Raw genomic sequence first — 13,509 nt, 5'->3', positions numbered from 1 at the left:
AACCGCCATTTCCCTCTTGACCCTGCCGGACCCCTCCCTTAAATCGCCTTTCACTCGTGGCGGAGTAGCTCAGTTGGTTAGAGCAGCGGAATCATAATCCGCGTGTCGGGGGTTCAAGTCCCTCCTCCGCTACCAAATTCCCTTAACAATATCAGAATACTGGATGCATTCTGGCATCACTAGTAGCGATGTTTCCCTGTTCTGGGTGACATTTTGGGTGACAGCTGACGATTTTTGCACCTGGTTTTCTTGTAAGCGGACATTGATGCACACCGCAGCGAAGGACCGCACCGAGCCCATTTTGCCAATGCTGCGCTCGCGACCAATGGCCGCTCACGGGTTGGCTGTGATACCCGCCGCCTCTACTGTAGCACTATGACGGGTGCCCTGATTTCTGAAGCCTTACCAATTCGCTACCGTGTCTCGGGCATGGACTGCGCCAAGGATGCAGCGCAGATCGAACGCGCGGCACAGACCGCGGGCATTGCGCCGGACGCAGTTAAGGTGTCGGCAGCCACACATATCATGACCCTCACAGTCCCTGAGGCGCGTTTGCCCGAGATTGAAGAAGCGGTCGCGACAACAGGCTACGGATTTGATCGTATCAAGGATGGCGAGGACGCTCAGCCCGGGGCGGTGCATCAAGACCCGGCATACCGTCGGGCGCTCTGGATCGTCGTGTTGCTAAATGTCGGCTACGGCGTGATTGAAATGATCGGTGGGTTTATTGCGGGGTCGCAGGCAGTCAAAGCCGATGCGCTCGACTTCATTGGCGACGGTCTCATCACGTTTCTTGGCCTGCTTGCAATTGGCTGGAGCCTTGTCTGGCGGGCGCGCTCAGCTTTGATCCAAGGCGTTTTCCTCGGCACGCTCGGATTGGGTGTGCTCGCAACAACGGTTTGGCGCGTGTTCACCCAGACCATGCCAGACCCGACCCTGATGGGGGTATTCGGTATCGTTGCTCTGGTCGTGAACATTCTCGCGGTACTGCCGCTCATGAAGTTCCGCAAAGGCGATGCTAATATGCGGGCCGTTTGGCTGTTTTCACGCAATGACGCTATCGGCAATGCTGCGGTCGTTGTGGCAGCGGTTTTTGTCGCGTGGCTCGGCAATGGTTGGCCGGATTTGCTCGTAGCCTTTGGGATTGCCGGACTGTTTCTACACTCATCTTGGTCGATCATACGTGACGCTAGGGCCGACATGGCGACTGCCGGTTAAACACACCAAAACGGAACACCAGTACGTATCGGCCAAAGGCGGCTAAGTCCGCAGTGCAGACGTTCATGCAAGCTGCAGCGAACGGCGGCATTGAGCCCAAAGCGGTCTTTTTATTATCGGATCACTAAAGGGTGATCGACAGGAAAAACTGAGCTGGGAATTACGGGCGGCTTCAAAATGAAACGCCAATACTGATCGCAAATGTCGGAAGAAGACGTGGGTTTCCGCCAAGAGTCAGGTCGAAATCGAATAGCAACAGTCTCTCAATGCTTAAGCTATGATTAGTCAATTGACAGGGATCAAAGTAATGGTTGAAAAGAAACGTTAACTTTGCCGCACCGCTTCGGAAAGATAACTCGTATGAAGTATTGGCTGCTTTTGGCTCCGCTTTTTTTGATGGGAACCACTATAGAAAAGACAATCACCGGAAAAACGCTGTACTCGCAAAACTGCGTGTCCTGTCATGGTGTTAATGGGAAGGGCGATGGGCCTGTAGCTGCGCGTTTGAGCACACCGCCGCCAGACTTGACGAGAATTGCAGCGCGGCGCGACGGGGTGTGGCCCGCTCTTGAGATCATGGAGATACTGAGTGGGTATTCCCGAAACATTCTCCCGCGAGAGGATATGCCGATTATCGTCGACCTTTTGGACAATGAAATGAGTGAATTCGATACAGGCAATGGTGAACCAATCCTGATGCCCACCAAGCTGATCGCGATCGCAAGTTACCTTGAGTCACTGCAGGACCCCACTCCAAAGTCTTTTCTTCCCTGAAGAAATATGGAGCTGAGCGGAAGGCAAATTGTTTATGATAAAAGGATAGTGGGGATTGGAGAATGAGTTTGAAGCTTGCCTGTCTCGCCTGCGGTCAGGGAAACAGGGTTCCGGAAGGCCGTCTGCGCGCTTCTCCCAAATGTGGAAAATGTGGTGTCCTGCTCGTGCCCCAGGCTCCCATCGATGTCTCTCTCGACGTTTTACAGAAGGCGGAACGGATCGACGACGTTCCATTGCTTGTGGACTTTTGGGCCGCATGGTGTGGGCCTTGCCGCATGATAGCGCCAGAGTTCGCCAAGGCCGCTCAGGCGCTCAAAGGTCGCGCGCGCCTCGCCAAGCTCGATACTGAGGCATTTCCGGCGGCCGGGGCCCGGTATGGCATCCGTGGCATTCCACTTCTGATTGCCTTTCAAGGTGGCAGAGAGATAGGACGGCGGACAGGCGTGATATCCGCAAGTGACATAGCAGACTGGGTCGGAACAAGCACCGGCACGACACTTGATGAACATGCGCAATGAGCGATGATCCCTACTAGGTTTTTTCAGAGGAACTTAGATTGAGGCGGAGCTGGGGGCTTTTCAGTGGGCGAGGAAGACCGGCAACTTGGTCTGCTCGACCATCGACCGGGTCGTTCCGCCCAAAACAGTCTGGATCATCCGTGCCTGACCATATGCGCCCATCACGATCAGATCTGAGCCGGCTTCCGCCGCGCGGTCCTGAATAACATCGGCGACGGCGCGTCCACCGCTGGGATACTGTGACAAGGTGACCAAGCATCCATGATGGCTGAGCCATGCTGCCACGTCGGTCCCGGGATCCTGCCCGTCACGGTTAACCGTGGTTACAGGGTCGATACATCCTATAATCACCTCGCGCGCGTCCAGCAGATGCGGTAGGGCGGCGTGAACAGCCGCAGACGCGGCCTCGCTGCTGTCCCAGGCGACAAATATGCATTCGGGATTGCGTTCTAGGTTGGCATTGATCCGGAATCCGATCGGTGAGTGGAACAAAACGCCGGATGCCGCTTCGGTCATCAGATCGCGGGTTTCCCGCAGACTTTGAGAAAAGATCGCCTCATCGCTCACACGGGCAAATCGCGCAACGACATGTTTGGCATCCATGCTTGCAGTAAGGACGGCCTGAACCTCCCCCGACGCATTTCTCTGGGCGAGCAGCTGTTCAATGGTATCACATCTGGATTTGAGATTAGCTTGCGTGGAGGCTAGGGTCTCCTTCCAATCGTCCGGAATATTCAGCCCGCCATATGGTGGAACCGAGTAGGAATATGCAGGCAAGGCAGGGGCCATATCAAGCATAAGACAAAGCAAATGATGGTCCTCTCTTGCGGCCATTTCCGCAACTTTACCGATCTCGCGGTCTTCGGTTTGAACATTCATAACGAAAAGTGTGGTGCGGCGTTCCATAGGTGCCTCCGTTGAAGTTTGGTGCTGGTCAGAGGCCCGCAACTGTCTAATGAGCTCTACATCGGCCACTCACCATTCATCGTCTCATAAAATTCAAACCTGTCAATTTTTGCATATTTTTCAGGCGGGAGTAGCCGACACAGAAAGTGGCGGCTTAGTCCGCATTGCGGTCGCTCGCGGCATTTCAGCGAATGACCGCACCGAGCCCAATTTGACCGATGCTGCGCTTCGAACAGATGTCGGCGATCGCGCAGAAACCGGACTTTGCAAATCCGCTTAAAGTCGGGCTTAAACGCCCTTGGGCATTTGCGTTGGGGCTGTTGCAGGGCAATCGAGTTGAACGCCTAAAAATCTTACACTGAACCCAAAGCACGTAGTTCATCGCGTTCGCAATGCGTCAACACTGAACATCATTCTCATATTTTTTTGCAATGCAGTATAATCCGGTTACGAGAAACTAAGATGCTTGCCGGTGGCTCACATGACCGAGAATGATATCGCGGTTAACCCGTCCACAGTTCAAATTGGTGATCTTTGTTTCGATGTGGAGTCTCACGATCTATTGGACGCGTATGGCAATCGGGTCAAACTACGGAACAAGAGCTCGGAAGTTCTTGCCTGCCTTGCCAAGAGGCGCGGCCAGGTCCTGACCAAGTCGGAAATCATCGATTCCGTGTGGCCGGATGTGACTGTGTCTGACGAGAACCTTACCCAGTGTGTGGCGGAAATCCGGCGTGCCATTCGTGACCGTGAACAAACCTTTCTGACAACACATATTGGAAGGGGATACTGCCTTGAAGCTGACCAACTAGCCTTGCAAAAGCGGTATTCTTGGAAACGGGTCATAGCCGTGGGCATGGCAATTGCAACTGTCGCTGTTGTTGCAGCTTGGCTCATGTGGCCAACATCTCAGACTGGTGGGCCTCCGAGGATCGCAGTGCTGGCATTTGATGACTTGAGCGCGAGTGAAGACAGCGGATACCTTGGCGATGGCGTTGCAGAAGGTCTCTTGACGGAATTGTCACGATATCGCGAGCTCGCGATCATCGCCAGGAACTCCAGTTTCAGTTTCCGTGGCAGCGGGCTTAGCATTTCGGAAATTGCTCAGAAGCTTCGCGCCGACTACGTGATCGAAGGCAGCAAGCAGAAAGCAGGCAATCGGTTCAAGATTACAGTCCAGCTCATAAATGGGCACGATGGGACGCATGTCTGGGCTGAAGACTATGACTCAGACATTGGCGATCTGTTCGATGTGCAGAATCGGATTGTGCGCGAAGCCACCAACAAAATCGGACGCGAAGTGACCCGCAAGCCCCCATTAAGGGGGGGGCGCCAAGCAGTCGGAGCCCTTCACAGCTACATCAAGGGCATGCAGCACTTTCAACAAGACACGATTGCCGAAACACTGGCGGCGCGTGATCTGTTCGACGAAGCCGTCAAAAATGACCCAACTGCGCCCTTTGGCTATATAGGCCTGACGTGGGTTCACTGGCGCGACCTCTGGTCAAATGAGGTTGATCCAGATCTACCGAGGAATGAAAAACTAGCGCAGGCCGAGGCCCTTGCCGACAAGGCCCTGGCACTCGACCCAGAATATCATTTGGCCCACGTTGCGCGGGCAGATGTGCACGTCGCCGCAGGAGAACTGGAAAAAGCCGTAATACGATATTCGGTCGCGGGTGAATTGAATCCAAACGACGTTCTGGTCATGGTCGGCGTGACGGATCCATTGGTGTTTCTAGGGCGGGCCGAAGAGGCCATCGCGCTTCTTGAGAAAGCTATCGATCTCGATCCGGTTACGCCCGGTTGGTATTTCCATCAGCTCGGCTGGGCGCAGTGGAGTGCCGAGCAGTGTGATGATGGTCTCGAAACGATGACGCGGATGCCCAACATACCCAACAACGCCCTCAGGGTTCTGGCAGCGCTTCAGGTTTGCAGTGGCGATATCGAAGCTGCGAAACAGACGATGCAACGGTTCAGGAAAGAAAACCCCGGACGGACAGTTGCTGAAGAGGTTGAATTTTTTGGTGAGAGTTGGCGGGACCCGGCCATGATGGAACGGTGGGCTGACGCCATGCGCTTGGCTGGCATGCCCTCCGGTTCTTGACACGTTTGCCGAAGCCAACCTGAAAGCGGTAAGTACACCGTTTCTCACTCAAATTTTAGACTAATTTCACACTGATCTCACGACTCCCTTGATCGCCGAACCTATTGGTTGCGAGTGTCCGCGGCCGTGTGCGCGACCATGCTTCAGTTTATTCGCAGGTCTCGGAGACAGGTGATCTGCGGGGTGACATTCATGGGTAGGTTTGGACAGAAAGTCCCATTTTTGGCGACTGCTTTGGTCATATTTTCGCTTGTATCTCATGATGCCATAGGTCAGTCAAAACCGCTGTCCGGTGTTGTTGAAGCACTGGAGGCGTGGATAGACCGTGAAACAGATTTGCCAAGGCGCAATAACGCGCCCAACATAATATTTGCTGACAGCCTTTCCGCTGTAGACGCAAATGAACCAGCAATGGCTATTGGGCGCATAACGCGTGGGCTCTATGACCCCGACACTGCAACGATCACTCTGGTAAATCCATGGAGTGCCGAAAGCCTGAACGACCAGTCTGTTCTTCTGCATGAGTTGATACACCACCGGCAAGCAACGGCGTACTGGGCGTGCCCAGGTGCGATGGAACATCCGGCGTACAAACTGCAGGAAAGATGGCTGAACCAATTCAATTTAGCGCTGGATGTGAATTGGATCGCAATCGTGCTTGCGGCCAACTGTTCACCACGCGATATCCACCCCGACTGAATTCACTGCGTAGGTCTGCATCGGACTGTTCGTTGCTTGATCTCACGCTTTAGGTTGGGATGCTGCACTTTCGCGGATGGCCGCAAAGAGACCAAAACAGCCAAGGTTCAACTGGCGAAAACTCTACCTTCGGCGTTGAGGAATAAAGGCGGAGAGTTTCCAGTTTCAAAAATGATCCGCAGGCGGGCATCTCCTCTGATTCCGCGTACAGAGAGACGAACCGAATTGGCTGTCCAAACGAGTGTCTGGTCCGGAGCTCAACGTAGAAATTTCGTCCGAAAATGGATAAGGTAGCAGCGGGAGACAGCTCGTGAACCGTCGGCTCGCAGCCATTTTGTTCTATGATGTGGTCGGTTTCAGCCGGGCCATGGGCGAGGATGAAACGGCGACACTCGACTCTTTGAAAGACACCTACAATAGCATTGTCAAACCGCTGTCCCAAAGCCACGACGGCCGCATGATCAAGGCCATGGGTGATGGCGGCTTCATGGAGTTTTCCAGCGCGGTTGATGCGGTCCGGTTCGCATTATCCATGCAGCACGCTGTTTCTCAGGCTAAACATATCCTGCCAGAGCGGCAAAGGCTGACTTATCGCATCGGAATCAATATCGGCGACGTCTTGGCCGACGGCAGCGATATATTCGGAGATGGCGTGAATATCGCCTCGCGACTGGAAGGCTTGGCTCAACCGGGTGGCATTTGCATTCATCAAAGCGTACGAGATCAGGTTGGCAACAAACTGGACCTTAATTTCAAGGATCTGGGGCAGAAGGCCCTAAAGAACATCGACCAGCCGGTTCATGCTTACAGTATCGTGATGAATGAAAAGGCCGAAGTGGCCGCAAGATACGCGGATCAGAATGCTGCCGGGGAACGGCGCATGCTGGTAACCGGACGACTTGTCGCCGGACTCGCCGCGTGCCTACTGGTCCTTCTTGCAATTTTTTGGTGGAAACCCTGGGCGCCTGACTTTGCACCGGCATCGGTCGAACGCATGGCTTACCCGTTGCCGGACAAACCCTCCCTAGCGGTTCTGCCGTTTACGGACATGTCCGAAAATCAGGGGCAGGAGCATTTCGCTGACGGAATGACCGAGGACCTGATTACCGACCTGTCCCGGATATCGGGGCTTTTCATCGTCGCCCGAAATTCCACCTTCGTTTACAAAGGTCAGCCGGTAAACATCGGACAGGTCGCCGAAGATCTGGGGGTCAGATATATTCTGGAGGGCAGCGTCCGCCGGGCGGGCGACCAGGTGCGGGTCAACGCTCAGCTGATAGACGCCACAACCGGAGGGCATGTCTGGGCAGACCGGTTCGATGGCGACGCAACCGACGTTTTCTCAATTCAGGACGAGTTCATCCGCAAGATCGCCAAAGCACTGGCCGTCAACCTCACCGAAGAGGAAATGCAGGAGATCGCGCTGGGGCAGACCACCGATCTAACGGCCAGAGCGGTATTCCAGGATGGCTGGGAGAGCTATCTCCGTTACTCGGCCATCGACAATGCCAGGGCCGTGGACCGGTTCAAGCAGGCCCTGGAGATCGATCCAGACTATGGCCGGGCCCATGCCGCTCTGAGCTTGGCCTATTTGCGAGGATGCCAGCAACGGTGGAACGAACCTCTGGGAATGTCTGTTGGCGCAGCAAACGCCAAAGCTCTGCAGGCGCTTGCGGAAACCAAATCCCGGCCGTCCTCGCTGGCCAATGTCGCGGCATCCAGGGTCCATCTTTACAATGAGCGTTACGATATCGCTCAGGTCGAAGCTACGAAGGCAATTGCCAAGGACCCGAACGATCCAGAAGGTTATGTGGCCATGGCCTGGGCAATGATCACCACAAACCAACCGGAAGTGGGTCTGGACCTGATGGAACGTGCCATTCGCCAAAACCCCGCCTACCCTAATTACTACATGCTAGCCTTGGCGATGGCGCATTACACATTGGGCGATCTGGAACAGACGGCTGACATCTTGACTGATGCCCTGGAAAAGGACCCCAAGGCGAGCGAATTGGCAGCGGTTGCAGCCTCTGTCTATGCGAGACTGGGGCGCCAGGAAGACGCTCATTCCTACATAAAAAAATGGCTACCGGATGCAAGTCAGGCAGAGTTACGTGCGGCCCCCTACACGTATCATTTTCCTTATGACTGGCAGCAAGGCCCAGAAACCGTAGAAAGCATAGTTGACGGATTGCACATGGCGACAATGCCCGCAGATGACCCGATTGGCGCCCTAGTCCACGACCTCAAGACCGGCGACAAGAGAAAGAGGATTCGGGCGGCGACCATATTAGGCAAATTTGGACCGCGTGCTTCCAGTGCTGTACCGGACCTGATCGATGGCCTGCAAGACGACGTGATTACAGTGCGCAAGGAAGCCGCAATTGCCCTGGGTAAAATCGGGTCTGCCGCCATGGACGCTGTGCCAGCTTTATCGTCCCTGACCGAACAACGGATTGTTGGCCATCGGGCAAAAAAGGCGATCAAGCAGATAACCGGCGAGTAGGCGCCCTTGGCACAAATCAAAAATATAACCAACTGGCTACTATTGGCGAAGGCCTTGGTTACGTGTCGGAGAGGCAAGCATGGGTGACGAAAGTCAGCTAAGTCCGCAGAGCAATCACTAAGACTGAACGCAGCGAACGGCTGCTCTGAGCCCAAAGTTACCAGGTGCTGCAGTCCGCGCTAAGGACGGCAATGCGCAGAAAGCGGACTTTGCAAAGTCGAGAATAAAGGCCCGTTGTGCACGTTCCATCGCTGTCCTGGGGCTGCCTGGCATCGGTCGGGTGGCTGTCGTTACAGCACGTTTAGAAGTTTCGAATACCCAGCGTTCAAAACAAGAGCCGCAAGCGTCCCTGTTATCGTCGCCGGTATACCGTGCTTCCAAGAATCGAACACTAGATGGCAGAATATCGCTCCGACAGATGTGCAGAGCAACGCTAGTGCTCCTAGCGGCCCGATCCAGGACGATTGAAACCAGATGGCGATTGCCCCGAAAAGTTCCCCGCATCCGACGAGGAACATAATCTGCCTGTTGAGGCCGTAGCTTTCGAACATGCCCAACTGGATTTCAAAGACCTTCTTTTGCCACCCAAAAATCTTGAAGGATGAAGCAAAGAGAAAAAATGCAGATAGAAGACCGATGGCGATGTTCAGGAGCAATGCTAGTCCTTCCGGTTTGATTTCTTGTAGGCTGCTGGAGATAGGCCCGTCCATTTACGGAAAGCTCTAGAGAAAGCTGTTGGGTCGGCATAGCCAAGCCGTTGCGCTGTCTCGCCGACGGATTTATTGTCATTTGCTAGCAGGCGTTCGGCTTCTTCCTGCTTAATGCGCGCGATCACTCGGGACGCCGTTTGACCGTAGGGTTCCAATCGGTTGTTCAGTGTTTCCTGATGAAATCCGCAAAGGTCCGCAAGCTCATCCACACCAAATCCTGAATCCGCAAGATGGACCCTGATCAGGCCTTCCAGTCCCGCAAGGAAATCCTGCGGGGCGGCCAGGTCCTCATCCATCACCCTGTAGTCTGGTGGGTTTTCCAGTGCCTCTGCTCGTAGTCTGTAACTTAACCAGCTGGAGGGAAACCTGATCGAAAAACCTTGAGGATTGCACTTGATTGCCCGAACGCCGTGAAAATGACTGGGCAGCGCATCCGGGTCATTGACGCGAAGAATGACTTGGTTGGGGTCCCACCTGAAATCCAGGACACGGTGCAACAGGGATATCCATATACTCGTCAGAAACGCATCGGTTTGGCTGGGAGAAACCGAAATTTGGAAGTTCCTTTTGGCACTGAAATATGCGTGCTCTCCTTCGACAAAGAGGGATTGCGTAACGGCATTGGATTCCTTGGAAACCGCTTGTGTGAACCTGGTAAAAAAGTCTCCCAATGTAAGGGCTTCTGCCAGCATATCGCCAAGCGGGAGAAATTTGACAAGATCGACGGATTGCCCGACCCGTGCGCAAAAATCCGGTGAAGTGGCTTCTGCCACGGCCTGATAGATCTGGTAGACGGTATCGTGGCGCAGGAAATTCTTCGGGTCCATTACCTGCGCTTCGTTCAACCCCAGAGGATCAAGAACAAACGCGGGTTCGACCCCCACTCTGCGAAGCGCTGCGACAATCGGACCCGCAACTGAAGCCCTGACGAGTGGCAGCGACTGATCCGTGTTATTACCAAGTCTTCTTGTCATCTCTTCTCCAGAAATTCGCAATATTCCCGAGTGTAGGAAATTCCCACAATAAAATTATGAAACCTTGCAGTTTCCCAAAACTATTTTTCTCGAACCGGAAATCTGTCAGGCATCAAGTTATTCGAATTCTATAATGACTCCTAATTGTGCCTTTTGCGATTCTTGATGATAGGAGCCCAAATGAACGAATGTCTGATGCGCATACTTGTTCCCGCAGTACTGGCTGCGAGCCATCTGTTTCCAACGCATGCCGCTTCACAGGAAGAAAGTTTCCCGATCCTTTTCACAAATGTTCATGTCTTTGACGGGGTGAACGAGGCGCGGATCGAGAACGCAAATGTTCTGGTCGTCGATAACCTGATCGCCGAAGTCTCAACTGAACCGCTGGCTGTCGCCAACGCCCAAATCATTGACGGTGGTGGGCGCACGCTGATGCCCGGAATGCACGACCAGCACGTTCATCTCTTGGTCTTCAATCCGCTCAGCGACGGATTGCGCCAAAACATCACTCCATTCCATCTTGGCGGCGTCGCCACTATCCGGTCCGAGCGCATTCTTATGAACGGGTTCACAACCGTGCGCGACCTTGGAGGACCGGCCAAGTCCATCGCCCGCATCATAGATACCGGAATGTTCCCCGGCCCGCGTATCTATTCCTCGGAAGCGTTTATCACCCAGACATCTGGCCATGCCGATTTCCGCAAGCTGAACGACCGACATCCCATATTGTCGGGTCAGGGGCCGTCGCATTGGGTCGACACCGAAATGAGCTTCATCGCCGACGGACCTGAGCAGGTCCGTATGGCCGTTCGTGAAAACCTGCGTCGCGGGGCAACCCAGATCAAGATCATGGTCAGCGGCGGGGTTACGTCCGAGTTCGACCCGCTGCACTCACTTCAATATCAGGCTGACGAGATCCAGATGGCGGTCAAGACCGCCGCGCAATGGGGCACCTATGTCACCTGCCATGTGTTCACCGAACAGGCGATCCGCAACTGCATCGACAATGGCGCCAAGACGGTTGAACACATCCCGTTCCTGACCAAAGAGGCTGCCGAGGTTATGGTCGAAAAGCAGATCATGTTCGCGACGGCTGTGGCCCCGGTCTACTCGGTGACCACCGAACAGGCGGAAGCCTTTTACACGCCGGCGTCCTTCAAGAAATGGAAAAGTGTGCGGGATGCCGCGGCCAATATGATCGAAGTGATCCAGACAACGCCGGGTATGATCGACCTGTACACACTGGGTACAGACCTTGTGAACAACTGGGACCAGACGCTTGAGCAAGACAAGAAAATGAACGACGAAATCGGGTATCTGCACGAAGCGGGCTTCAGCCCGTATGACGTAATGCGCATCGCAACTTCAAACGGCGCGCGCATGAACCGCCTTACAGGTTTGAACAATCCTTATCAGGACGGCCCACTGGGTGTGGTTGAAGAGGGTGCGTACGCCGATCTTCTATTGGTCGATGGGAACCCGCTGGAGGATATCCTGCTGCTGTCCGATCCCGACACCAATCTAAAGATCATCATGAAGGATGGCGTGATCTACAAGAACACACTCGACTGAGTGTCGCGTGGGGTGAACTTACCTCGGCACCCCGCGCACCAAATTTTAAGGGAGAGAAGGACATGAGTATTTCGACAAATACAGCTGCCGTCGCGAGCCTGGTTTTTTGCACGGCCACTGCCGTGTTTGCACAGGATACCCAGCCGCAAACCCTGTTCACTAACGTCAATGTCTTTGACGGTGTGAATGAGGCGCGGATCGAGAACGCCAGCGTTCTGGTTGAAGGCAACTTGATCAAAGAAGTTTCCACCGAGGCCATCGACGCGCCTGGCGCGACAGTTGTGGATGGAGGTGGTCGCACATTGATGCCCGGGCTGATCGACAGCCACGTCCACCTGAACCTGACCGGTCTTTTCACAAGCTTTGGCGGCGCGGAGTATGCGAATTGGGACGGCGTCGGCGCGATGGCGGTCGCGAACGCGCGTGATTACCTTATGGATGGTTACACAACGGTTCGCGATGCCTGTGGCCAAGGCGATGCGATGAAAAAGCTGATCGATCAGGATATCCTTGTCGGGCCACGGATTTACCCGAGCGGTGCGTGCATCGGTCCACAATCTGGTCACACGGACTGGCGCAGCCCTCGTGCCCGGGCTGAAGGTGGCCCCGTCGCACAGGTGGAAGAACTCAATCTCGCGGTCGTTGCAGACGGCGTAGACGAAATCAGAACGGCCGCGCGCAGGAACCTCAGCTATGGGGCCACGCAAATCAAGCTAACCGTCGGCGGCGGTGTTTCCTCGGAATTAGACCCGCTTTGGTCTGTGGGATACGGCGTGGAAGAGATCAGGGCGGCCGTAGAGGTCGCAGCCTTTTTTGATACTTACGCCTTTACGCATGCATACACGGACGAAACTGTCCAAATGGCACTGGATGCGGGCGTCAAGGTCATTGAACACGGCCAGATGGTCACAGAAGAAACCGTGAAGCGCATGGCTGATGAAGGAATATTCTGGTCCCTCAACACCGCCGGGTTCTCACCGATCCTGTTTGAGCACCCCAACTTTGCACCGGGTACGCCGGCAGGCATCAAGCTTGCGGTTGCACATGACCAAAGCAAGGATCTCATCGCGCTTGTCAAGAAATACAAACCCAAGGTCGTGCACAACGTTGATACAGTACTGTCAACGCTCGATCAGGGCCGTGCCCATCGCGATTTCGAAAAGTACCAGTTTGCTGATTGGTTCGGCAATCATGCCATGCTGGTCTCCGCTACGTCGACCGCGGGCGAACTGGCGCAGCTGACTGGCCAACGTAATCCTTATCCGGAGCAGTTGGGGGTGATCCAAGAAGGAGCCTACGCCGATATCCTGATCGTCGATGGCAACCCGCTGGAAGATCTTTCTGTCTTGGGCGCCCAACCGAAATGGTTTGACGCGGAACCGCGTGAAGAAGGTTTCGACACCATCCGTGTCATCATGAAGGACGGCAAATTCTACAAGAATACGCTGGAATAAAAGGAAAGTGGGGTGGTCTATCTTTGATAACCCACACTTCAGCCAAGAAACCTTCCCTGAAAGGAAAGACT

General features: G+C 54.5%; 12 protein-coding genes and 1 tRNA gene. 10 read left to right on the top strand and 3 right to left on the bottom strand.

What is annotated here, in order from left to right:
• Positions 1-58 precede the first annotated feature (58 nt).
• The 4 genes from ACR0JW_RS14065 (at position 59) to ACR0JW_RS14050 (ending at position 2,510) form a co-directional block, all read left to right on the top strand.
• Positions 59-135, top strand: a tRNA-Met gene (locus ACR0JW_RS14065).
• A gap of 240 nt (positions 136-375) precedes the next feature.
• On the top strand, positions 376-1,218 hold the full coding sequence (locus ACR0JW_RS14060; RefSeq protein ID WP_480490423.1) for a cation efflux transmembrane domain-containing protein: 843 nt from the start codon (positions 376-378) through the stop codon (positions 1,216-1,218).
• Positions 1,219-1,578: 360 nt separating this feature from the next.
• Positions 1,579-1,992 carry a c-type cytochrome gene (locus ACR0JW_RS14055; protein WP_480714089.1) on the top strand — a complete coding sequence of 138 codons (414 nt, stop codon included), beginning with the start codon at positions 1,579-1,581 and terminating at the stop codon, positions 1,990-1,992.
• Positions 1,993-2,054: 62 nt separating this feature from the next.
• Positions 2,055-2,510 (top strand): thioredoxin family protein, encoded by a 456-nt coding sequence (locus ACR0JW_RS14050; RefSeq protein WP_480714088.1) that lies wholly within the window; start codon positions 2,055-2,057, stop codon positions 2,508-2,510.
• Positions 2,511-2,570: 60 nt separating this feature from the next.
• Here ACR0JW_RS14050 and ACR0JW_RS14045 read toward each other — a convergent pair whose 3' ends face one another.
• Positions 2,571-3,416: a universal stress protein gene (locus ACR0JW_RS14045; RefSeq protein ID WP_480714087.1), complete on the bottom strand. Its 846-nt coding sequence runs from the start codon at positions 3,414-3,416 to the stop codon at positions 2,571-2,573.
• Positions 3,417-3,634: 218 nt separating this feature from the next.
• Here ACR0JW_RS14045 and ACR0JW_RS14040 point away from each other — a divergent pair, with 218 nt between their 5' ends.
• From ACR0JW_RS14040 to ACR0JW_RS14025, 4 genes are all read left to right on the top strand, one after another.
• Positions 3,635-3,778, top strand: a complete 144-nt coding sequence (locus ACR0JW_RS14040; protein ID WP_480714086.1) for a hypothetical protein — start codon at positions 3,635-3,637, stop codon at positions 3,776-3,778.
• 119 nt (positions 3,779-3,897) lie between these two features.
• Positions 3,898-5,523, top strand: coding sequence for a winged helix-turn-helix domain-containing tetratricopeptide repeat protein (locus tag ACR0JW_RS14035; RefSeq protein WP_480714085.1), 1,626 nt, complete (start codon positions 3,898-3,900; stop codon positions 5,521-5,523).
• Between the two features lie 192 nt (positions 5,524-5,715).
• A complete protein-coding gene (locus ACR0JW_RS14030) occupies positions 5,716-6,222 on the top strand; it encodes a DUF6647 family protein (RefSeq protein WP_480714112.1) in 507 nt (168 codons plus the stop codon).
• Between the two features lie 310 nt (positions 6,223-6,532).
• Entirely contained in the window at positions 6,533-8,728 is a 2,196-nt protein-coding gene (locus tag ACR0JW_RS14025) for an adenylate/guanylate cyclase domain-containing protein (protein ID WP_480714084.1), read from the top strand.
• Between the two features lie 290 nt (positions 8,729-9,018).
• Here the strand turns inward: ACR0JW_RS14025 and ACR0JW_RS14020 are convergent, their stop codons facing one another.
• Positions 9,019-9,384, bottom strand: coding sequence for a DoxX family protein (locus ACR0JW_RS14020; protein ID WP_170777084.1), 366 nt, complete (start codon positions 9,382-9,384; stop codon positions 9,019-9,021).
• 2 nt (positions 9,385-9,386) lie between these two features.
• Complete coding sequence (locus ACR0JW_RS14015) at positions 9,387-10,412, bottom strand: AraC family transcriptional regulator (RefSeq protein WP_170777056.1); 1,026 nt, start codon at positions 10,410-10,412, stop codon at positions 9,387-9,389.
• Between the two features lie 180 nt (positions 10,413-10,592).
• Here ACR0JW_RS14015 and ACR0JW_RS14010 point away from each other — a divergent pair, with 180 nt between their 5' ends.
• Positions 10,593-11,984, top strand: coding sequence for an amidohydrolase family protein (locus tag ACR0JW_RS14010; protein WP_170777057.1), 1,392 nt, complete (start codon positions 10,593-10,595; stop codon positions 11,982-11,984).
• Positions 11,985-12,046: 62 nt separating this feature from the next.
• The gene (locus tag ACR0JW_RS14005; protein WP_170777059.1) at positions 12,047-13,438 is read left to right on the top strand and encodes an amidohydrolase family protein; all 1,392 of its coding nucleotides are present in this window, start codon (positions 12,047-12,049) and stop codon (positions 13,436-13,438) included.
• Positions 13,439-13,509: the final 71 nt, after the last annotated feature.

It is taken from the genome of Ruegeria sp. BG6 (assembly GCF_056538465.1).
Note: the sequence above shows the minus strand (reverse complement) of the source record. Positions and strands in the feature narration are given on the sequence as shown.